Here is a 21,277-nt window from a genome sequence, read left to right as displayed (position 1 = left end):
CGGGGTGTCGTGTCTCACGCCTTCCGCGCCCGGGTCGTCTTCTTCGCAGGTGTCGTCTTCTTGGTGGCGCCCGCCGCCTTGGTGGCGCCCGCCGCCTTGGTGGCGCCCGCCGCCTTCGTCGACGCGGTGTTGTTCGCGGTCCCGGTCGTCCTGGCCGTGGCCGCCGTCCCGGCGGTGGCCGCCTTCTTCGTCGTCGCCGTCTTCTTCGCGGTGGCCGTCGTCCTGGCCGTGGCCGTCGTCTTCGCGGGGGTCTTCGCCGCGACGGTCTTCTTGGCGGCAGTCCGGCGCGGAGCCTTCACCGGGGCGGCGTCGCTGATCCGGTCCGGGTCGAGGATCTCCCGCAGGAACTTGCCGGTGTGGCTGGTGGAGACCCCGGCGACCAGCTCGGGCGGCCCCTCGGCGACCACGACACCACCGCCGGCCCCGCCCTCGGGGCCCATGTCGACGACCCAGTCGGCGGTCTTGATCACATCGAGGTTGTGCTCGATGACGATGACCGTGTTGCCCTTGTCGACCAGGCCGGCCAGTACCGTCAGCAGCTTGCTGATGTCCTCGAAGTGCAGACCGGTGGTCGGCTCGTCCAGGACGTAGACCGTGCGCCCGGTGGACCGCTTCTGCAGTTCGCTGGCCAGCTTGACGCGCTGGGCCTCACCGCCGGACAGGGTCGTGGCCGACTGGCCGAGACGGACATAGCCCAGCCCGACGTCGTGCAGGGTCCGGAGGTGGCGGGCGATCGCGGGGACGGCCTCGAAGAAGTCGAGGGCCTCCTCGATCGGCATGTTCAGGACCTCGGCGATGGACTTGCCCTTGTAGTGGACGTCCAGCGTCTCCCGGTTGTACCGGGCCCCGTGACAGACCTCGCACGGGACGTAGACGTCCGGCAGGAAGTTCATCTCGATCTTGATCGTGCCGTCGCCCGCGCAGTTCTCGCAGCGACCGCCCTTGACGTTGAAGGAGAAGCGCCCCGGCAGATAGCCGCGCACCTTCGCCTCCGTCGTCTCTGCGAACAGTCTGCGGACGTGGTCGAAGACACCGGTGTACGTCGCCGGGTTGGAGCGCGGGGTGCGGCCGATGGGCGACTGGTCGACATGGACGACCTTGTCGACCAGGTCGTCGCCCTCCACCCGCGTGTGACGGCCGGGGACGCTCTTGGCGCCGTTCAGCTCGCGCGCCAGATGGGTGTAGAGGATGTCGTTGACCAGCGTCGACTTGCCGGAGCCGGACACGCCCGTGACCGCGGTGAAGACGCCCAGCGGGAAGGAGACGTCGATGTCCTGGAGGTTGTTCTCCCGGGCGCCGAACACCGTGAGCTGACGGGACGGGTCGCGCGGGCGGCGGATGTCGGGCAGTGGGATGGCCTTCTTGCCCGCCAGGTACAGCCCGGTCTGCGACTCCTCGTTGGCGAGCAGCTCCTTCAGGGAGCCGCTGTGCACGACCTTCCCGCCGTGCTCCCCCGCGCCGGGGCCGATGTCGACCACCCAGTCGGCGACCTTGATGGTGTCCTCGTCGTGCTCCACGACGATCAGGGTGTTGCCCATGTCGCGCAGCCGGACCAGGGTCTCGATCAGCCGGTGGTTGTCACGCTGGTGCAGACCGATGGAGGGCTCGTCCAGCACGTACAGCACGCCGACCAGGCCGGAGCCGATCTGGGTGGCCAGGCGGATGCGCTGGGCCTCGCCGCCGGAGAGGGTGCCCGCCGCGCGGTTCAGCGACAGATAGTCGAGGCCGACGTCGACCAGGAAGCGCAGCCGTTCGTTGACCTCCTTCAGCACCCGCTCGGCGATCTTCTTGTCCCGGGCGTTGAGCTTCAGCTCGCCCAGGAACTCCGCGCAGTCGCTGATCGACATCGCGGAGACCTCGGCGATGGACTTCTCCATGACCGTGACCGCGAGGACGATCGGCTTGAGGCGGGTGCCCTGGCAGGTGGGACAGGGCACCTCGCGCATATAGCCCTCGAAGCGCTCCCGGCTGGCGTCGGACTCGGCCTCGCTGTGCCGCCGCTTGACGAAGGGGACCGCGCCCTCGAAGGGCGTGGTGTAGACCCGCTCGCGCCCGTACCGGTTGCGGTAGCGGACCTCGATCTGGGTCTTGTGGCCGTGCAGCAGGGCCTTGCGGGCGCGCTGCGGGAGGCCCGCGAAGGGGATGTCCGTACGGAATCCGAGGGCGTCGGCGAGGGCGTCGATCAGGCGGCCGAAGTAGTCCTTGGTGTGCCCGTGCGACCAGGGGTGGATGGCGCCCTCGTCGAGGCTCTTGTCCTCGTCGGGGACGATCAGCTCGGGGTCGACCTCCATGCGGGTGCCGATGCCCGTGCAGTCGGGGCAGGCGCCGAAGGGCGAGTTGAAGGAGAAGGAGCGGGGCTCCAGCTCCTCGAAGGACAGGTCGTCGTACGGGCAGTACAGGTGCTCGGAGTACATCCGCTCGCGCTCGGGGTCGTCCTCGGGGAGGTCGACGAAGTCGAGCACGACCATGCCGCCGGACAGGCCGAGGGCGGTCTCCACCGAGTCGGTGAGGCGTCGCTTGGCGGACTCCTTCACCGTGAGCCGGTCGACGACCACCTCGATGGTGTGCTTCTCCTGCTTCTTCAGCGTGGGCGGCTCGGAGAGCTGGATGGTCTCGCCGTCCACCCGCGCGCGGGAGTAGCCCTTGGTCTGGAGGTCGGCGAAGAGGTCCACGAACTCGCCCTTGCGCTCGCGCACCAGCGGCGAGAGCACCTGGAACCGGCTCCCCTCGGGCAGCTCCAGCACCTTGTCCACGATGGCCTGCGGCGACTGGCGGGAGATGGGCCGGCCGCACTGCGGGCAGTGGGGCTTGCCGATGCGCGCGAAGAGCAGCCGCAGATAGTCGTAGACCTCGGTGATCGTGCCGACCGTCGAGCGCGGGTTGCGCGAGGTCGACTTCTGGTCGATGGAGACCGCCGGGGACAGGCCCTCGATGAAGTCGACATCGGGCTTGTCCATCTGTCCGAGGAACTGGCGGGCGTACGAGGAGAGCGACTCCACATAGCGGCGCTGACCCTCGGCGAAGATGGTGTCGAAGGCCAGGGAGGACTTGCCCGACCCGGACAGGCCCGTGAAGACGATGAGCGAGTCACGAGGCAGGTCGAGCGAGACGTTCTTCAGGTTGTGCTCGCGCGCGCCACGGACGATGAGACGGTCGGCCACGCCGGTCCGCACCTTTCTTGAGAGAAGTGACAGGGGCGAGGCCCCCGTGCTTTCTCAGCCTAGGGGGAGCCACTGACAACGCCGGTCGGATTCTGGTTCGCATAACAATCCCGGGCTGTCCAGCATGCCCGACGCCACCGCCGACCCTATAGCACGTGCATTCGATTTATGGCCTCGGGCAGCCACCTTCACCCGAAGGAGTGGCGCGGCTAGGGTCGGCCCCATGATTGATCACACGCGTGACCTGGCGTCCGTACAGGACGCGACGGAACGGCTGCTCAGCGCGGTCGCCAAGCTGGACAACGCCTCCGTCGCCGAACCGTCACGGCTGCCGGGCTGGACCCGCGGCCATGTCCTCGCCCACCTCGCCCGCAACGCGGACGCCCTGGTGAATGTCTGGGAGTCACGGCCCATGTACATCTCGGGCGAGGCCCGGGACACCGACATCGAGCGGGACGCGCCGCGCCCGCTGGACGTCCAGCTCGCCGATGTGCGCGACACCGCCGCCCGCTTCCAGGACGTCGCCGACGCGCCCGCCGACTGGTCCCGCACGGTGGAGCTGCGCAACGGTGTCACCGACTCCGCGTCCCGGGTGCCGTTCCGGCGCTGGGCCGAGATCGAGCTGCACCATGTGGACCTCGGTATCGGCTACGAGCTGGAGGACATGCCGGAGGAGTTCACCGAGCGCGAGATCGACTTCCTCGCCGACCGCTTCTCGGGCAACGCCTCGGTGGCCCCGACCCGGCTGACCGACGGTACGCGCGCGTGGCACACGGGGCGCCGGGCCGACGAGCCCGAGCTGACGGTGACCGGCACCCGCGCCGATCTGGTCGGCTGGCTCGCCGGGCGCCGCGAGGGCGCCGCGCTGGCGGTCACGGGCGGCGCCCTTCCCGCGCTTCCGCCGCTCTAGGCGTTCCCCCCGCCTCCCCGAAACCGGCGCCCTAGACTGGCCGTCATGACGTACAGCGGACAGGTGACGGTCGGCGGCCCGGCGGATGTGCACGAGCTGAAGGACCTGATGATCACCAAGATCGCGGTCGGCCCGATGGACAACAACGCCTATCTGCTGCGCTGCCGGGCCACCGACGAACAGTTGCTCATCGACGCGGCGAACGACGCGGACACCCTCCTCGGCACGATCGGCGCCGACGGCATCGTCTCCGTCGTCACCACCCACCAGCACGGCGACCACTGGCAGGCCCTGGCGGACGTCGTGGCCGCCACCGGTGCCCGCACCCATGCCGGCCGTGCCGACGCCGAGGGCATCCCGGTCCCCACGGACGTCCTGGTGGACGACGGCGACACGATCACCGTGGGCCGGGTGACCCTCACCGCCCGCCATCTCGTCGGCCACACCCCCGGCTCGATCGCCCTGGTCTACGACGACCCGCACGGCCATCCCCATGTGTTCACCGGCGACTGTCTCTTCCCGGGCGGTGTCGGCAACACCCGCAAGGACCCGGCGGCGTTCGCCAGCCTCCTCCACGACGTGGAGACGAAGATCTTCGACGCCCTCCCGGACGAGACCTGGGTCTATCCGGGCCATGGCAATGACACGACCCTGGGCACGGAGCGCCCGCATCTGCCGGAGTGGCACGCGCGCGGGTGGTGATCAGCCGAGAGGGCGCGCGGTGACATCGTCGCGCGCCCCGTGTGAATGACACGCACGCACCGGAGTCGTACAGACGCTCCCGGTACCCATCGCCGCCCGGTCAACTGGGGGCAGCCCCGCGCGGGATGACGGCTCCGGCGCGGTAAGGGCCGCCGGTCCATCGAATCCCCGCCCTCGACCGGCGGCCCCGGCACGCCGACACGCCGGGCAGAGGGCGTTTACCGCCGCCCCTGGGGGCGTTGTTGCGCAAGGGGCGTGTTGCGCTAGGGGCGTTGTTCCGCAGCCGCCTTCACCAGCGCCGCCACCCGCTCCACCCCGAACACATACCCCTGCACCCCGCACCCGGCGATGACACCGTCCGCGCGCTGCGACACATACGAGTGGTGCCGGAACGCCTCCCGCTGATGGATGTTGGAGATGTGCACCTCCACCACCGGAAGCCCGTCACAGGTGTTGAGGGCATCCAGGATCGCGACGGATGTGTGCGAGTAGGCGGCGGGATTGATCACGATCCCGCAGTGGTGGAGCCGGGCCTCGTGGATCCAGTCGACGAGCTGGCCCTCGTGGTTGGACTGGCGGAGGTCGACCGTGCCGCCGTGCGCCTCGGCCGCCTTCGCGCACAGTGCCTCGACGTCGGCCAGGGTGTCGGAGCCGTAGATCTCCGGCTGCCGCTGGCCGAGGAGGTTCAGATTGGGGCCGTTGAGGATCATGATCGGGGCGTTGGCCAGGGTGCGGGGCACGGTTCCTCCGGTCCGTCGACGGGGTGCGGTCCGCCGGGACCGCCGCTCGCCCCCGGTCTATCACGCCGCGGCGGACGGGCGGCCCTCGTATCCCCGACGGGGGATCACCTCCCCTGATACCTCCCCGAGCCGGTCAGGGCTCCGCGTGCCGGGGCATCCCACCCGACCCCGCGCGCACCCCGCCCCGTACCGGGCGCGCCGCGCACCACGCCCCCGGGTCGCGCGCTGCGGGCACCTCCGCACGCCCCCGTAACCCATGGTCACCGTGGGTAGTTGACGCGGCATGCACGATGTACACACCGTACGGAAACCCGGCATGTTGCGGCTTGCGATGGCCTCCCTCGCCGGGACGGCCATCGAGTTCTACGACTTCTTCGTCTACGGGACCGCCGCGGCGCTGGTTCTGGGGCCGCTGTTCTTCCCGACGTTCTCGCCGCTGGCGGGGACGCTGGCGGCGTTCGGGACGTTCGCCGTGGGGTTTGTCGCCCGGCCGCTGGGTTCGGTGCTGTTCGGGCACATCGGGGACCGGCACGGGCGGCGGCCGGTCCTGGTGATCTCGCTGCTGGTGACCGGCGCGTCGACCGTCGCCGTCGGCTGTCTGCCGACCTACGGCTCGATCGGGGTGGCGGCGCCGGTGCTGCTGCTGGTGCTGCGGTTCGTGCAGGGGCTGGGGCTGGGCGGTGAGTGGGGCGGTGCCGTGCTGCTGACCGCCGAGCACGCCCCACCGGAGCGGCGTGGGCTGTGGTCGAGCTTTCCGCAGGTCGGTCCCCCGGTCGGGTTCCTCCTGGCGAACGGGGTGATGCTGGCCCTCTCGGCGACGCTGACCGACGCCCAGTTCTCGTCCTGGGGCTGGCGCATTCCGTTCTGGGGAGCCGGGGTGCTGGCGTTGGCCGGGCTGTGGCTGCGCTCGTCGCTCACCGAGAGCCCGCAGTTCCTCGACATGGACGAGCCCGCGCGCGTACCGCTGGCCGAGGTGGCGCGCGACCACTGGCGGCTCGTCCTGCTGACCGCCGGAGCGCTCGCCGTCGGGTACGCGATCTTCTACGCGGTCACCACCTGGTCGCTCGCCTACGCGACCGAACGGCTGGGCGTGAGCCGTACCGTGATGCTGACCTGCATCATGGCCGCGGTGGTGGTCAAGGGGGCGTTGACGCCGCTGGTGGCCATCCTCGGTGACCGCTACGGGCGCCGCCCCTTGTGCCTGATCGGGTGCACGGCGGCGGCGCTGTGGATGTTCCCGATGGTCGCGCTGCTGGCGACGGCCGCGCCGCTGCTGATGTTCCTGGGGTTCCTGGGCGCGATGCTCGCGTTCATCACGATGTTCGCGGTGATCGCCGCGTATCTGCCGGAGCTGTACGAGCCCCGGGTGCGGTGCACGGGTGCGGCCGTGGGCTACAACCTGGGCGGGGTGATCGGCGGCGCGCTCACCCCGATCGCCGCGACCGCGCTCGCCGAGCAGGGGGGCCGGGTGCCGTGGGGGGTGGCCGCGTATCTGACCGGGATCGCGCTGCTGAGCCTCGGCTGTTTCGCGCTGCTGCCGGAGACCCGCCCGGTGCCGGTCCGGGCGGCCCAGCCGGTCTCGGGCTGAGCTTCGACTGGAGCCTATGTGGCCCATGGGGGTGTGGTGTAAACGGGCGCGGAGGGGCTTGAAGAGGTGCGAAGGGGGTGCCGCAGATTGCGGGGCACCCCCTTCGCCGTCGGGCCGTCGTCCGCCGCAGGGCCTCGTCCGGCGTAGGACCGGAGCCCGGGTGCCGGGGCCAGAGACCGGCATCGACGGCGGTCGTCAGGGATTCATGGCCAGTTCCAGATACGCAGCGAAGATCACCAGATGGACGCCGCCCTGGAGTGGTGTGGCCCGGCCTGGCACCACGGTCAGGGAACTGACCACGAGTGTCAGGGCGAGCAGCACCATATGGGTCGAGCTGAGGCCGAGGACCAGCGGGCCGGAGAGCCAGATCGAGGCGAGGGCGACGGCCGGGATGGTGAGGCCGATGCTGGCCATGGCGGAGCCGAGGGCGAGGTTCATGCTGGTCTGCACCCGGTTCCGCCGCGCGGAGCGCACCGCGGCGATGGTCTCGGGGAGCAGCACCAGCAGCGCGATGACCACACCGACGACGGCAGGCGGCAGCCCGGCGCCCTCGACACCCGACTCGATGGTCGGCGACACGCCCTTGGCCAGTCCGACCACCCCGACCAGCGCGAGGCCCAGCAGGCCGAGGCTGATGTAGGCGGTGCGGGCGGACGGGGCGTCGGCGTGGTCGTCGGCGTCTATGACCTTGCCGTCCTGGGTTATGGGCAGGAAGTAGTCGCGGTGCCGGACGGTCTGGGTCGCCACGAACAAGCCGTAGAGCACCAGGGACGACACCGCCGCGAAGGCCAGTTGGACGCCGGAGAACTCGGGTCCGGGCTTGCTGGTGGTGAAGGTCGGCACCACCAGGCAGAGGGTGGCCAGGGTGGCGACGGTGGCGAGGGCGGCGCCGGTGCCCTCGGGGTTGAAGACGGCCGTGCCATGGCGCAGCGAGCCCACCAGCAGACACAGGCCGACGATGCCGTTGCAGGTGATCATCACGGCGGCGAAGACGGTGTCGCGGGCCAGGGTGGAGCTCTTGTCGCCGCCGTCGATCATCAGGGTCACGATCAGCGCGACCTCGATGATCGTGACCGCCACGGCCAGGACGAGGGAGCCGAAGGGTTCACCGACCCGGTGGGCGACCACCTCGGCGTGGTGCACGGCGGCCAGTACGGATCCGGCGAGGACGAGGGTGACGACCGCGACGACCGCGCCGGGCAGATCGCGGCCCCAGGTGAGGATCAGCAGCACGATCGCGAGCACCGGCACCACGAACGTCCACTGCGTCGAGAGCCTCCTGAGCCGAGCGATCATGCTGCGATCGTCCCAGAGGGTTTCGGGCTTCGCACTCCGGTGCGTCTGGCCTTCGTGCTCCGATTTCCCGGGGGTCCGGGAGGTCTTCGGGTCGTCCGTGCGGGTGTCGGGTCTGTCCTGCGGTCGCTGCTGCACATAGCCTCCCCTGCGTCCCGAACGGCGAGAGGAAGCGATCGGGCGGTCGCGCGTGGGCTCGGCCGTCACCGGGTCCGGTGGACGGCTGGCATCCGGGACCCCAACCGGCCTTGCGGGGCCGGCCCCTCATCTCCTCCTGCGCTCGAAACTGATGTGGATGTAGCGGTTGCGGATGTAGCGGTTCACGTGCCGGGGCGGCGGTCGGCTGGGTGCCGATCGCCGTCCCGGTGTGGTTGTGCTGTGTTTCGGTTTTTGCTGCTTGGTGCCTGGTGTGTCGCGACGTCCCCGGCCGGCCGGGCGACGGGCGGCCGGGGCGTCTTCGGTGGCGACGCGGTCAGGCGTCGATGCTGTTCTTGGAGGTGCCCTCCCCGCCGCCCTGCTCCGCCTCGGCCGCCGCCTGCTTCTTGGAGGCACGGAGGCTGGTGATCGTGGTGATGATCAGTACGCCGCAGATGACGCCCAGGGAGACCGGGATGCTGATCTCGGGGACATGCACCCCGGACTCGTGCAGCGCGTGCAGCACCAGCTTGACGCCGATGAAGCCCAGGATGACCGACAGGCCGTAGCTCAGGTGGACCAGCTTCTTGAGCAGTCCGCCGATGAGGAAGTACAGCTGCCGCAGACCCATGAGGGCGAAGGCGTTGGCGGTGAAGACGATGTACGGGTCCTGGGTCAGGCCGAAGATCGCCGGGATGGAGTCGAGGGCGAACAGCACATCGGTGGTGCCGATGGCGAGCATGACGACCAGCATCGGGGTCATCACCCGCTTGCCGTTCTCCTGGATCCACAGCTTGGTGCCGTGGTACCGGTCGGCGACGCCGAAGCGGCGCTCGGCGGCCTTCAGGAGCTTGTTCTCCTCGAAGTCCTCGTCGTCCTCGCCTGCGCGGGCCTCCTGGATGAGCTTCCAGGCGGTCCAGATGAGGAAGGCGCCGAAGATGTAGAAGACCCACGAGAAGTTGGCGATGATCGCGGCGCCGGCGGCGATGAAGATCGTGCGCAGCACCAGGGCGATCAGCACACCGATGAGCAGAACCCGCTGCTGGTACTGGGGTGGCACGGCGAACTTCGCCATGATCAGTACGAACACGAACAGGTTGTCGACACTCAGCGATTTCTCGGTGATGTATCCGGCGAAGAACTCGCCGCCGGCCTGGCCGCCCCCGAAGATGAGCAGGCCGACGCCGAACAGCGCGGCCAGCACGATCCAGACGATGGTCCAGATTCCGGCTTCCTTGATGGACACCTCATGGGGCTTGCGCCCGATGAAGAAGTCCACGGCAATGAGGGCCGCAAGGCCCACGACAGTCACGACCCATAGGGTCACGGAAACATCCACTGCGCCTCCGGCAGTACGTAACGGCAAACAGTCAGTCAGCGTCGTCGCTGCCGGAGGTCTCTTCCACCCGGGTCTTCTGTACGCGGGACGCGCATGAAGCCACGGGCCGACGCCCCGGGATCTGGCCTGATCCGTATTGACGGGTACGCCGCAGTAGGCAGGGAGTACTCCCCTCCGTGCGTACAACCATACCCTCATACCCAAGGAAAGGTAAAGCCTTAGGTAAAGTAACTATAAAGTCGCCTGTTCAGGCTACTTTTACCACGCCTTGAACAAAGCGGTGCGCACCCCCGCGCAGGGGATGCGCACCATGGCGGAGACGCCAAAGGCTCAGCGGTCCCAGGCGCGGCGGGTCTCGGCGACCTGCCGCAGCACCTCGGTCAGCACCTGGCTGCCGGGGGGTGGGAGCGGCGGCTCATAGGTCCACGCGTGACCCACCCAGGGGTCGGCCAGATGGTCGTCGGGCACCGGTGTCAGTCGCAGGAGCGAACGCCACAGCGGGTCGAGCAACGGTCCGTAGGCCGAGGCGTCCTCACGGTCGGCGACCATCATCAGATGGACGCCGACGGCGGGGCCCTCGTCCGCGAGATAGCGCAGCTGGGTCACGGCCCGGTCGTCGAAGCCGTGCGGGAAGTCGTTGACCACCAGGAGCTGCTGGGCGGTGTCGAAGCCTGGCGGGAGGGCGTCGGAGGCTCCGCCGCGGACCGCCATCTGCACCAGGTCCACCCGCTGGGTGAGCCGGCCGAGAGCCTCCGCGACCCCGGCGGCGCCCTGGGCGGGCGGGGCGGCCAGCACCCCCGTCAGCACCAGCGGGGCAAGCGCCTGGGCGGCGGAGCCCGCCGGGTCGATGACATGGACGGTGAACTCGCCCGGCGGGTGCACCGCGAGCAGCCGGGCCGTGTGCGAGACCGCCGTCTCCATGGCCAGCCGGCGCAGATCGTGGGCGTCGGTGAACGAGGCGTCCGCCGGTCCGGACCGGCCCGCGTCCACCCAGATGCCCCGCTCCAGGGGCAGCCGGGCCAGCAGCGGGATGGTCAGCTGCTCGCTCTCGGGCAGATGGAGGTCCCCCAGCCGCATCGCCATGGGCATCTCCATCGGCACGCGGTAGGCATGCCAGACGGGGTTGTCCCAGCGGGCGTAGGCGGCAGGCAGGGCGGGCTCGACGACCCCGGCCTCGGAGGCGAGCTGGGCCACGTCCCGGTCGAGAGACTGGCGGGCCTGGTCGACGAGCTGGTCGTGCTTGGCGCGGGCGGCCTCGCGCGCGGCGTCGCCCTGGCCCCCCATGCGGCTGCGCGGGTCGGACAGGACCTGGTCCAGCTCCTTGTCCATCCGGGACTCGGCGAAGTCGACGGCGCTGCGGTAGGAGGCCACCGTGCGCGCGAGGTCCTCGAACATGCCCCACACCTGGTTGTAGAGCCGCTCCTCCATGGACCAACCGGTGGCGTCGCCCGCGACGGGCTGGGCGGGGCGGCCGGGCGTGGCGGGCGGCGCGGTGGGCGGGGGCGGCGGCGGGGCGGCGTTGCGCCGGCCCGGGTGGCTGTAGTCGACGGGGCCGCCGGTGGGCGCCGAGGGCTGGGTGACGGCCGACGGGTCGGCGGGCGGCGGGGACCCGGGGTAGCCGCCGGGGACGGTGGGCGAGGTGCCCGCGGAGGTGCCCGGCGAGGTGCCGTAGGGCGACCCGGACGGGTCCGGGCGGGGCGCGGGGGCGGCCGTCTGGCGGGTGCGGTCGGCGTCCTGGGCGCGGGGCGGCGGGGCGGCCACCGAGCGGGCCACCCCCGAGGCCACCGCGTCGTTGATGCTGCTCGCGAGCTGACGGGCCTCGGGCAGGCCCTGGTCGGTGAGCAGCTCGGCCAGACCGCCCGCGTAGCCCTGGCCGACCGCGCGCACCTTCCAGGCGCCCTGGCGCCGGTACAGCTCCAGGGCGACGACGGCGGACTCGGCGTCCAGGCCGGTGAGCGTGTAGCTGGCGACCTCCGTGCCGTCGAGGCCGGTGACGGCGACGAACGGGGCGGCGACCGCGCCGAACGAGAGCGGTCCGCCGACCCCGACCGGCAGGGCGAGCAGCACACAGAGCCGGTGCGCGTCGTCCGGGAGGGCGTCCAGGTCCACCGCGAGCCGGTGGTCCGCCGCCGCCTGCCGGGAGACCTCCAGGCCGGGCAGCGTGGGCGCGCCCGGATGGGCCACCCGTTCGACGCCCCGCACGGTGCCGTCCGCGTCGCCGATCGTGACCCCGGCCACGATCGGCTTGCCGGCCGATACCCGGATCTCCAGACGGGCCTGGGAGAGCGGGTGGTTCTGCCCCCGCACCAGCTCGGCCGTCATCGCGTCAGTCCCCCTGTGTCGCTTCTCGGTGTCGGTGCGCCGCTCGCCCGCGGCGGGTGGGTCCCGGTGGATCTACAGGTGCGGCAGGATCGCCGGCATCAGGTCCTGGAAGGTGCGGCCGTTGGCGGGCGTGCCGAGGGCCGTCATCGTCCAGTTGCTGCCCGTGCGGTGCACCTTGGCCATGATCTGGGCGGTGTAGGAGCCGCCGCCGGCCAGGGTGTAGCGGGCCAGTTCCTGACCGTTGGTCTCGTCCACGATGCGGCAGAACGCGTTCTGCACCTCCTGGAACGTCTGGCCGGTGAACGAGTTCACGGTGAAGACGATCTGGTCGATGTGGACCGGCACGCGGGACAGGTCGACGAGGATCGCCTCGTCGTCGCCGCCCTGGCCGACACCGCCGACCAGGTTGTCACCGGTGTGCCGCACCGAGCCGTCGTCGCTCACCAGGTGGCGGAAGAAGACGACGTCGACCGGCTGCTTGTCCGCGAACAGCACCGCGGAGGCGTCCAGGTCGATCTCCCGGGTACGCGAGCCGAACAGGCCGCGACGGGGGGCCGCCTGCCAGCCGAGACCCATGCGGACCGCGGTCAGGCTGCCGCCGTCGTCCTTCTGAAGGCTGATGGCCTGACCCTTGGTCATATTGACGGTCACGCGCTGATTCCCCTCTTGTTGAGCTGTCCCCTGTTCCCGCGAAGCCGCGGTTGCACGAACCCTACGCAGGGGCACTGACAGTGACGTACCCCGGTCCGGACTTTGTGTCGCTCTTGCAACACAGCGCGTCGGACGCCTGGTGGGAGGGTCCGCGCGGGTGCCGGCCGCGGGGTGTGGGCCGGCACCCTGGGCGGGTCTCAGCTCAGGCCCGCCTCTTTCATCTGGCGCAACTCCTTCTTCATCTCGGACACCTCGTCGCGCAATCTGGCGGCGATCTCGAACTGGAGATCGGCGGCAGCCGCGCGCATCCGGGCGGTCAGCTCCTCGATCTGCTCGGTGAGGTCGGCGGCGGGCCGGTCCGTCGGAACGGTCTCCTTCGCCCCGCCCTTGGCCGCGGCGCCCTTCCTGGCGGCCTTGGCGCCGGAGTCGGCGCGGCCGAGGGAGGGGACGGGGGCCTTGGTGCCCCGGCCGTCCTTGGCGGCTCTGCGGTAGCCGGAGCCGAGCAGCTGTTCGGTGTCGACGTCCTCGCGGGCGATCTGGGCGACGATGTCGTTGATCTTCTTGCGCAGCGGCTGCGGGTCGATGCCGTTGGCCCGGTTGAAGGCGACCTGCTTCTCCCGGCGGCGGTTGGTCTCGTCGATGGCCCGTTCCATCGACGGGGTGATCCTGTCGGCGTACATATGGACCTGGCCGGAGACATTGCGCGCCGCGCGGCCGATGGTCTGGATCAGGGAGGTGCCGGAGCGCAGGAAGCCCTCCTTGTCGGCGTCGAGGATCGCCACGAGGGACACCTCGGGCAGGTCCAGGCCCTCCCGGAGCAGGTTGATGCCCACCAGGACGTCGAACTCGCCGGCCCGCAGCTCGCGCAGCAGCTCGACCCGGCGCAGGGTGTCGACGTCGCTGTGCAGATAGCGGACCTGGATGCCCAGCTCCAGGAAGTAGTCGGTGAGATCCTCGGCCATCTTCTTGGTGAGCGTGGTGACGAGGACCCGCTCGTCCTTCTCGACACGGGTGCGGATCTCGTGCACCAGGTCGTCGATCTGGCCCTCGGTCGGCTTGACGACGACCTCGGGGTCGACCAGACCGGTCGGGCGGATGATCTGCTCCACCACGCCGTCGGAGCGGGACAGCTCGTACTGGCCGGGGGTCGCCGACAGATAGACGGTCTGCCCGATGCGCTCCGTGAACTCCTCCCACTTCAGCGGGCGGTTGTCCAGCGCGGACGGCAGCCGGAAGCCGTGGTCGACCAGGGTGCGCTTGCGGGAGGCGTCGCCCTCGTACATGGCGCCGATCTGCGGGACCGTGACATGCGACTCGTCGATGACCAGGAGGAAGTCGTCCGGGAAGTAGTCGAGCAGGGTGTTCGGCGGGGAGCCGGGCTCGCGGCCGTCGAAGTGCATCGAGTAGTTCTCCACGCCGGAGCAGGTGCCGATCTGGCGGAGCATCTCGATGTCGTACGTGGTGCGCATGCGCAGCCGCTGGGCCTCCAGGAGCCTGCCCTGCTTCTCCAGCTCGCCGAGGCGCTCCCCCAGCTCCTTCTCGATGTCGTTGACGGCCCGCTCCATGCGCTCGGGTCCGGCGACGTAGTGGGAGGCGGGGAAGACGTACAGCTGCTCGTCGTCGCTGATGATCTCGCCGGTGAGGGGGTGCAGGGTGGAGAGCGCCTCGATCTCGTCGCCGAACATCTCGATGCGGACGGCCAGCTCCTCGTAGACCGGGAAGATCTCGATGGTGTCGCCGCGGACCCGGAAGGTGCCGCGGGTGAAGGCCGTGTCGTTGCGGGTGTACTGGATGTCGACGAAGCGGCGCAGCAGCTGGTCGCGGTCGATCTCCTCGCCGACCTTCAGCGCGACCATGCGGTCCACGTACTCCTGCGGGGTGCCCAGGCCGTAGATGCAGGAGACGGAGGCGACCACCACGACATCACGGCGGGTGAGCAGCGAGTTGGTCGCCGAGTGGCGCAGCCGCTCGACCTCCTCGTTGATCGAGGAGTCCTTCTCGATGTAGGTGTCCGACTGCGGGACGTACGCCTCGGGCTGGTAGTAGTCGTAGTACGAGACGAAGTATTCGACCGCGTTGTTCGGCAGCAGTTCGCGGAACTCGTTCGCCAGCTGGGCGGCCAGCGTCTTGTTCGGCGCCATGACGAGCGTGGGGCGCTGGAGCTGCTCGATCATCCACGCCGTGGTGGCGGACTTGCCGGTGCCGGTGGCGCCGAGCAGGACCACATCCTTCTCGCCGGCCTGGATGCGCCGGGCGAGGTCGGCGATGGCCTTCGGCTGGTCGCCGTTGGGCTGGTAGGAGCTGACGACCTCGAAAGGCGCCACCGAGCGTTCGATCTGGGAAACGGGCCGCATGGGTTCCACCGTACGACCCGCCACTGACAACCGTCCGGCTCCGGCGCGGTCGGGTCCTCCGACCTGGGGTTTCGCGGGGGGGGGGGAGAGAGAGGAGGAGCGGGGCAGGGGCGCTGGGGGTTCGGGGGGCGTGGTCAGCGGCGCTGGGCGATGCGGGAGTGGCCGGGTTCCGGTTCTCGGGTGCGGCGGGGGCGCAGGGCGAGGCGGCGGGAGGGGCGGGGCGGTACGGGGTGGTGGGCGGGGACGCCGGGCCGGGGCTCGGCTCGGGGCGGGGCGGGCTTGCCCAGCACCAGCAGCGGGTCGAAGATCACGACCGCGGCGGCCAGGCAGAGGAAGGCCAGGGGGCCGATCAGCATGGGGGCCAGCAGCGCGGCGGGCGACTCACCGGCGTCCGGGGCCGCGGTGCCGTGCAGCTGGACGCTGAGGGCGGCCATGCCCGTGTAGTGCATGCCGGTCACTGCGAGGCCCATGACCAGTCCGGCGCCCACGCTCCACAGGAAACCGCGCACCTGCCCCGCGGCCCACAGGGCGGCGGTCGCGGCGGCCATCGCTATGACGACCGAGGCGGCGACGAGCAGGGTGTTGTACTGGAACGTCCCCTCCAGGTGCATGCCGGCCATGCCGAGGTAGTGCATGGTGGCGATCCCGAGACCGGTGAGGGTGCCGCCGGTGAACAGCGCGGCTCCCCGGGCGCCCCGGTAGCCGACGATGAAGATCCCCACCCCGACCATGACGACGGCGACGGCGAGGCTCGCGTAGGTCAGGGGCTTGTCGTAGTGGATCGGCGCCTCCTTCACCGTGAACCCCATCATCGCGATGAAGTGCATGGTCCAGATGCCGGAGCCGATCGCGGCCGAGCCCAGGGCGAGCCAGCCGGGGCGCCAGGTGCGGGTGACGAGCAGGGATCTGGAGGTGCAGCGCAGTCCGAGGGCCCCGCCCAGGCAGGCCATGAGATAGGCCACCAGCGGTGTGACCAGGCCGTAGCTGAATCCGTCGACCGTGCCGTGCATGCGCGGCTGCCCTTCCGCCCTGTGCGTCCCGCGAGTCCGTGCCCTGTGCCCCCTCCCACGACCGCCCCGTCGGTCTGGGTTGACGCAGAGAGTATGACCCCGCGCGGAACCCCCGAACGACTTTCCTGCAAAGAGACACGTCCTTACCCCACTTGTGCGCACCCGGTGTGAGGGCCCTGCGCGGATTCCTTTCATCCGTGTTCATTCCATAGGGGTCCGCTCCGGGCCCTTCTCCCGCGGGTGGGCGGCTGCCACAGTGACGGCGCCGTCATTCGCCTGGCCGCCGTTCGCCTCGCCGCCGTTCGCCTCAGGGAGGGAGTACGTATGCACATGCGCACCGCCACCGCGCTTCTGGGGGTCGTCGCGCTCCTGGGAGCCGCCGCTCCGGCCCAGGCCGGGGAGGCGGCAGGGCGGCCCACCGTGATCGCGCACCGGGGAGCCTCCGCCTACGCGCCGGAGAACACCCTCGCCGCCGTCGACAGGGCGGCCCGGCTGGGCATCGACTGGGTCGAGAACGACGTGCAGCGCACCAGGGACGGGCAACTGGTGGTGGTGCACGACGACAGTCTCGCCCGCACCACGGACGTCGAGGAGGTCTTCCCCGGCCGGGCGCCCTGGAAGGTCGCCGACTTCACCACGGCTGAGATCCGGCGGCTGGACGCCGGGAGCTGGTTCGGCGCCGCCCACGCGGGCGCGCGCGTGCCTACGCTCCAGCAGTTTCTGCGGCGTGTCGACCGGTACGGCCAGAAGCTGCTGCTGGAGATCAAGAACCCGCACCTGTACCCGGGCATCGAGGGCGACACGCTGAAGGTGCTCGCCAACGAGGGCTGGCTGGACCGCGGACATGTCCGGGACCGGCTCATCGTCCAGAGCTTCAGCGCCGACAGTGTCCGGACCGTGCACGAGAGGGAACCCACGGTGAAGACCGGGTTCCTGGGGACGCCACCGGCCGACCGGCTCGCCGAGTACGCCCGCTTCACCGACCAGATCAACCCCTCGCACACCACGGTGTCGGCGCAGTACGTGGCGGCGGTGCACGCCGAGACCGGTCCGCGCGGCAGGCCGCTGGAGGTCTTCACCTGGACCGTGGACGACGCGGACCGTGCCCGCGCGGTGGCGGGTCTCGGCGTGGACGGGATCATCACCAACAGGCCGGACGTGGTGCGGGAGGCGACGGGCGGCCGGTGATCCCGGCCCCGCGCGGTCACCGGCGCCCAGGGCCCGGGGCGGGCGCTTCGGGTAGGCCGGGCCCTATGTCAGTGGCGGGTCGTACCGTGGGCGCATGAACAGTGATGGGCGTCCCGGGCAGCGGGTCGTATGGGCCGTGATCGGCAGTGGCATCGGTCCGCTGCTGCTGGCCGCCACTCCCGAGGGCCTGGTCAACGTCGTCTTCCACGCCACCGGCCCGGTGCGCGAGCGGGCACTGGAGCGGCTCGCGTCCCGGCTGGGCACCGCACCGGTCGAGGAGCCCGGCTCGCCGCTGCTGGCCGAGCCGATACGCCAGCTCACGGCGTATTTCGCGGGTGGGCGCAAGGACTTCGACCTGCCCCTGGACTGGTCGCTGATCTCCGGGTTCAACCGGCAGGTGCTGCGCGAACTGGCCGCCGGGGTGCCCTTCGGAGCGGTCGTCGGCTATGGCGATCTGGCCGACCGGGTCGGTCAGCGCGGCGCCGCCCAGGCGGTCGGTGTGGCGATGGGATCCAATCCGCTGCCGGTGGTGGTGCCGTGTCACCGGGTGGTGGAGAGCGACGGCGGGATCGGCGGGTTCGGGGGCGGGCTGGAGACCAAGCGGAAGCTCCTCGCCCTGGAAGGGGTGCTCCCCGAGCCGCTGTTCTGAGCCCGGACGGACCGGGTTCCCGGGCGGGCGCAGGCGGGCGCGGGCGCGCGCTCCGGCCGTCCTCCGGCCGGAGCGCCCTGTGCGGGGCTCCCGGGCGGGCACGGGCTCGCGCGCGGTGGCCGGACCCGCGCGCCGGTAGCAGACTCGGTGGTGCGCACAGCCGCTGGCATCCGACGGGCTCCGGGAAGGCACGGAGCCGTAGGGACGGAGCCGAAGGGGCGGCGATCGGGCATGAGCGGAAACAGGGCAGTGGCGTATCTGAAGCCGGGCACGGTCGAGGTCAGGACCATCGACTACCCGGGGCTCGAACTCCGCGACGGACCAGGGGTGGCCCCCGAGAACGTCGGCCGCAAGTGCCGGCACGGGGTGATCCTCAAGGTCCTCGCCACCAATATCTGCGGCAGCGACCAGCACATGGTGCGTGGGCGGACGACCGCGCCGGAAGGGCTGGTCCTGGGGCACGAGATCACCGGGGAGGTGGTGGAGCGCGGACCCGATGTGGAGTTCATCGACGTCGGGGACGTGGTCTCCGTACCGTTCAACATCGCGTGCGGACGGTGCCGCAACTGCAAGGAGGGCAACACCGGGATCTGCCTGAATGTGAACCCGGCGCGACCGGGCGCGGCGTACGGCTATGTCGACATGGGCGGCTGGGTCGGCGGTCAGGCGGAGTATGCGATGGTCCCGTACGCGGACTTCAACGTGCTGCGGTTCCCCGACCCGGCCGAGGCGCGGGAGAAGCTCCTCGATCTCACGATGCTCTCGGACATCTTCCCGACCGGCTTCCACGGCGCGGTCACGGCGGGCGCGGGTGTGGGATCGACGGTGTACGTGGCCGGGGCGGGCCCGGTGGGCCTGGCCGCGGCGGCCTCGGCGCAGTTGCTGGGCGCGGCGGTCGTCATCGTCGGGGATCTCAACCCGGAGCGGCTCGCGCAGGCACGCAGCTTCGGCTGCGAGACGGTCGATGTGTCGCAGGGCGACATCGGTGAGCGGATCGCCCGGATCACCGGGGAACCGGAGGTCGACGCGGCGGTCGACGCGGTCGGCTTCGAGGCGCGCGCCCACGGCAAGGACGCGCCCGAGGCGCCCGCCACGGTCCTGAACTCGCTGATGGGCCTCACGCGCGCGGGTGGCGCCCTGGGCATTCCGGGGCTGTATGTGACCGACGATCCCGGTGGGGTCGACGCGGACGCCAAGTCCGGGACGCTGAAGGTACGGCTGGGCCTCGGCTGGGCCAAGAGTCATCGTTTCAGCACCGGTCAGTGCCCGGTGATGCATTACACCGGGGCCTGATGCAGGCCATCCTGCACGGGCGCGTGCACATCGCCAAGGCCGTCAACGCGACCGTGATCGGCCTGGAGGACGCACCGCGCGGCTACGCCGAGTTCGACCAGGGCGCGAGCCGCAAGTACGTGTTCGATCCGCATGGGGCGCTGGAGGGCGTACGGCCGGTGTGAGGGTTTGCGGGGGTCCGGGGGTTCCCCTGTGGTTCTGGTTTCTGGGTGGTTCCGGGGTGGGGTCCGTACAGCCGCCTCTCCGGTGGATCCGGGGGCCGTACGGCGGCCCTCTCCGGTGATACCGGGGTGACTGTGCGACGACTGCGTCTGCGGTGATTCCGGGTGAGCGTGCGGCGGCTCCGTCTCCGGTGATTGCAGGTGATTGTGCGGCGGTTGCCTCTTCGGTGGTTCCGGGCGGTTCGGCGGTGGGCGGGGCGCCCCGGGCCCGTCCGGCGAGGGCCGGCAGGACCGGCGCGCATCGGGGCACCCGTGCCGCACTCGGGACGGGCCGCCGGGGGCTCAGTCGTAGTGCCGGGCCTCGAAGACATTGCCGTCCGGGTCGCGGAAGTAGAAGCTGCGGCGGGCGGGGCCGCGGGCGCCGTAGGAGTCGTGGGAGATCTCCGAGAGGGGGATGGAGGCTTCGCGCAGGCGGGTGCGGAGGGCGTCGAAGGCGGTGCGCGGGAGGGCGACGCAGACATGGTTGACGGGATGCCCCGCGCTCTCGGCGGCCCCGGGCAGCATCTTCAGGCGCCCGGCCATGGTGAGGGGCATCAGGTCGACGATGGACTCCTCGTTGAGCCGTACGGAGGGGAAGGGCGCCTTTCCCGCGGCGAACTCCGCGAGCCGCACCGGCTCCAGGCCCACCGTCCGCTCGTAGAAACCGGCCGCCGCGATCGGGTCCCGCACCCAGAGGACCACATGGTCGAGTCGTGTCAGATTGTCCGTCATGCCTCCAGCCTCGTATGCCGCCGGGTAGCCCGCAAAGGGTTTGACGGCCGCTGCCGCCCGCCAGGGATGAGGCAGGACGACCGACAGGAGGCAGATGTGACGCTGGTGGTGTCCGAGGAGGTAAGGGAGGCGCTCGCGGCGCGGCGCCCCGTGGTGGCCCTGGAGTCGACGATCATCGCGCACGGGCTGCCCCGCCCCCGCAATCTGAAGGTGGCGGAGGAGTTGGAGGCGGTCGTCCGGCGGGAGGGCGGCGTACCGGCGACGATCGCCGTGCTGGACGGGCGGCCGTATGTCGGCCTCGGCAAGGAGCAGTTGGAGCGGATCGCGACCGAGGACGGGATCCGCAAGCTGGGGCACCGGGATCTGCCGCTGGCCGTGGCATCCGGGGCGAGCGGTGCCACGACGGTGTCGGCGACGGCGCTGCTGGCCGCGCGGGCCGGGGTGCGGGTGTTCGCGACGGGCGGGCTCGGCGGGGTGCACCGGGAATGGACCGTGACGCAGGACGAGTCGGCGGACCTGGGGCTGCTGGCGCGGACCCGGATCACGGTGGTGTGCGCGGGCGTCAAGTCGATCCTGGACGTCCCGGCGACGCTCCAGCGGCTGGAGACGCTCGGCGTGGCGGTCGCCGGGTACCGCACCGACCGGTTCCCCGGCTTCTATCTCTCCGACTCCGGGCACCCGGTGGACTGGCGGCTCGACACGCCCGAGCGGGTGGCGGACGTGATGAGCGCCCAGGACGCGCTGGACGGGCCCGCCTCTGCGCTGATCGTCGCCAACCCGGTGCCGGAGGCGGAGCAACTGGATCCGGCGCTGCACGCGCGCGTGCTGGCCGACGCGCTCCAGGCGTGCGAGGCGGCGGGCGTCAGCGGCCAGGGCGTGACGCCGTTCCTGCTCGACCATCTGGTACGGCACACCGACGGCGCCTCCCTGGAGGCCAATCTGGCGGCGGTGCGCGGGAACGTACGGCTGGCGGCGGCCATCGCCGGGGCCTGGGCCCGGGTGGCGTGAGC

General features: G+C 71.0%; 15 protein-coding genes and 1 pseudogene. 7 read left to right on the top strand and 9 right to left on the bottom strand.

Annotated elements, in window-relative coordinates; all coding sequences use genetic code 11:
• Positions 1-14 precede the first annotated feature (14 nt).
• Positions 15-3,161, bottom strand: a complete 3,147-nt coding sequence (gene uvrA, locus ABZX40_RS37785) for an excinuclease ABC subunit UvrA (RefSeq protein WP_355749447.1) — start codon at positions 3,159-3,161, stop codon at positions 15-17.
• Positions 3,162-3,384: 223 nt separating this feature from the next.
• Here uvrA and ABZX40_RS37780 point away from each other — a divergent pair, with 223 nt between their 5' ends.
• Both ABZX40_RS37780 and ABZX40_RS37775 read left to right on the top strand, forming a co-directional pair.
• On the top strand, positions 3,385-4,071 hold the full coding sequence (locus ABZX40_RS37780; protein WP_355749444.1) for a maleylpyruvate isomerase family mycothiol-dependent enzyme: 687 nt from the start codon (positions 3,385-3,387) through the stop codon (positions 4,069-4,071).
• A 45-nt stretch (positions 4,072-4,116) separates the two neighbouring features.
• Positions 4,117-4,773, top strand: a complete 657-nt coding sequence (locus tag ABZX40_RS37775) for an MBL fold metallo-hydrolase (RefSeq protein ID WP_355749441.1) — start codon at positions 4,117-4,119, stop codon at positions 4,771-4,773.
• A gap of 263 nt (positions 4,774-5,036) precedes the next feature.
• Here ABZX40_RS37775 and aroQ read toward each other — a convergent pair whose 3' ends face one another.
• Positions 5,037-5,513, bottom strand: a complete 477-nt coding sequence (gene aroQ, locus ABZX40_RS37770; RefSeq protein WP_355749439.1) for a type II 3-dehydroquinate dehydratase — start codon at positions 5,511-5,513, stop codon at positions 5,037-5,039.
• Between the two features lie 316 nt (positions 5,514-5,829).
• On the opposite strand from aroQ, the gene ABZX40_RS37765 reads away from it, so the two are divergent.
• A complete protein-coding gene (locus ABZX40_RS37765; RefSeq protein WP_355749436.1) occupies positions 5,830-7,101 on the top strand; it encodes an MFS transporter in 1,272 nt (423 codons plus the stop codon).
• 195 nt (positions 7,102-7,296) lie between these two features.
• Here the strand turns inward: ABZX40_RS37765 and ABZX40_RS37760 are convergent, their stop codons facing one another.
• The 6 genes from ABZX40_RS37760 to ABZX40_RS37735 all read right to left on the bottom strand — a co-directional run bounded on the left by ABZX40_RS37760 (position 7,297) and on the right by ABZX40_RS37735 (position 16,205).
• On the bottom strand, positions 7,297-8,397 hold the full coding sequence (locus ABZX40_RS37760; RefSeq protein WP_355749433.1) for an ionic transporter y4hA: 1,101 nt from the start codon (positions 8,395-8,397) through the stop codon (positions 7,297-7,299).
• A gap of 469 nt (positions 8,398-8,866) precedes the next feature.
• The gene (locus ABZX40_RS37755; RefSeq protein ID WP_355749430.1) at positions 8,867-9,868 is read right to left on the bottom strand and encodes a TerC family protein; all 1,002 of its coding nucleotides are present in this window, start codon (positions 9,866-9,868) and stop codon (positions 8,867-8,869) included.
• 330 nt (positions 9,869-10,198) lie between these two features.
• Positions 10,199-12,190, bottom strand: a complete 1,992-nt coding sequence (locus ABZX40_RS37750) for a TerD family protein (RefSeq protein WP_355749427.1) — start codon at positions 12,188-12,190, stop codon at positions 10,199-10,201.
• Between the two features lie 72 nt (positions 12,191-12,262).
• Positions 12,263-12,841: a TerD family protein gene (locus ABZX40_RS37745; protein WP_355749424.1), complete on the bottom strand. Its 579-nt coding sequence runs from the start codon at positions 12,839-12,841 to the stop codon at positions 12,263-12,265.
• A gap of 197 nt (positions 12,842-13,038) precedes the next feature.
• On the bottom strand, positions 13,039-15,195 hold the full coding sequence (gene uvrB, locus ABZX40_RS37740; RefSeq protein WP_355749421.1) for an excinuclease ABC subunit UvrB: 2,157 nt from the start codon (positions 15,193-15,195) through the stop codon (positions 13,039-13,041).
• A 134-nt stretch (positions 15,196-15,329) separates the two neighbouring features.
• On the bottom strand, positions 15,330-16,205 hold the full coding sequence (locus ABZX40_RS37735; RefSeq protein WP_355749419.1) for an MHYT domain-containing protein: 876 nt from the start codon (positions 16,203-16,205) through the stop codon (positions 15,330-15,332).
• 324 nt (positions 16,206-16,529) lie between these two features.
• Between ABZX40_RS37735 and ABZX40_RS37730 the strand changes: the two genes are divergently transcribed.
• The 3 genes and pseudogenes from ABZX40_RS37730 to fdhA all read left to right on the top strand — a co-directional run bounded on the left by ABZX40_RS37730 (position 16,530) and on the right by fdhA (position 19,499).
• The gene (locus tag ABZX40_RS37730; RefSeq protein WP_355749416.1) at positions 16,530-17,393 is read left to right on the top strand and encodes a glycerophosphodiester phosphodiesterase family protein; all 864 of its coding nucleotides are present in this window, start codon (positions 16,530-16,532) and stop codon (positions 17,391-17,393) included.
• Between the two features lie 94 nt (positions 17,394-17,487).
• Positions 17,488-18,042 carry a methylated-DNA--[protein]-cysteine S-methyltransferase gene (locus ABZX40_RS37725; protein WP_355749413.1) on the top strand — a complete coding sequence of 185 codons (555 nt, stop codon included), beginning with the start codon at positions 17,488-17,490 and terminating at the stop codon, positions 18,040-18,042.
• A gap of 231 nt (positions 18,043-18,273) precedes the next feature.
• Positions 18,274-19,499, top strand: a pseudogene (gene fdhA / locus ABZX40_RS37720) (formaldehyde dehydrogenase, glutathione-independent).
• 339 nt (positions 19,500-19,838) lie between these two features.
• Here the strand turns inward: fdhA and ABZX40_RS37715 are convergent.
• Complete coding sequence (locus tag ABZX40_RS37715) at positions 19,839-20,267, bottom strand: VOC family protein (protein WP_355749410.1); 429 nt, start codon at positions 20,265-20,267, stop codon at positions 19,839-19,841.
• A 96-nt stretch (positions 20,268-20,363) separates the two neighbouring features.
• Between ABZX40_RS37715 and ABZX40_RS37710 the strand changes: the two genes are divergently transcribed.
• Positions 20,364-21,275 carry a pseudouridine-5'-phosphate glycosidase gene (locus ABZX40_RS37710; RefSeq protein WP_355749407.1) on the top strand — a complete coding sequence of 304 codons (912 nt, stop codon included), beginning with the start codon at positions 20,364-20,366 and terminating at the stop codon, positions 21,273-21,275.
• Positions 21,276-21,277: the final 2 nt, after the last annotated feature.

The organism is Streptomyces sp. NPDC004610 (assembly GCF_040609715.1).
In the GTDB taxonomy this organism is placed as follows: Bacteria; Actinomycetota; Actinomycetes; order Streptomycetales; family Streptomycetaceae; genus Streptomyces.
Note: the sequence above shows the minus strand (reverse complement) of the source record. Positions and strands in the feature narration are given on the sequence as shown.

Coding starts and splice junctions, on each gene's coding strand:
- ABZX40_RS37730 (WP_355749416.1), top strand. CDS start 16,530: ATGCACATGCGCACCGCCACCGCGCTTCTGGGGGTCGTCGCGCTCCTG.
- uvrB (WP_355749421.1), bottom strand. CDS start 15,195: ATGCGGCCCGTTTCCCAGATCGAACGCTCGGTGGCGCCTTTCGAGGTC.
- ABZX40_RS37715 (WP_355749410.1), bottom strand. CDS start 20,267: ATGACGGACAATCTGACACGACTCGACCATGTGGTCCTCTGGGTGCGG.
- ABZX40_RS37765 (WP_355749436.1), top strand. CDS start 5,830: ATGTTGCGGCTTGCGATGGCCTCCCTCGCCGGGACGGCCATCGAGTTC.
- ABZX40_RS37775 (WP_355749441.1), top strand. CDS start 4,117: ATGACGTACAGCGGACAGGTGACGGTCGGCGGCCCGGCGGATGTGCAC.
- ABZX40_RS37725 (WP_355749413.1), top strand. CDS start 17,488: ATGAACAGTGATGGGCGTCCCGGGCAGCGGGTCGTATGGGCCGTGATC.
- ABZX40_RS37750 (WP_355749427.1), bottom strand. CDS start 12,190: ATGACGGCCGAGCTGGTGCGGGGGCAGAACCACCCGCTCTCCCAGGCC.
- ABZX40_RS37780 (WP_355749444.1), top strand. CDS start 3,385: ATGATTGATCACACGCGTGACCTGGCGTCCGTACAGGACGCGACGGAA.
- ABZX40_RS37760 (WP_355749433.1), bottom strand. CDS start 8,397: ATGATCGCTCGGCTCAGGAGGCTCTCGACGCAGTGGACGTTCGTGGTG.
- ABZX40_RS37735 (WP_355749419.1), bottom strand. CDS start 16,205: ATGCACGGCACGGTCGACGGATTCAGCTACGGCCTGGTCACACCGCTG.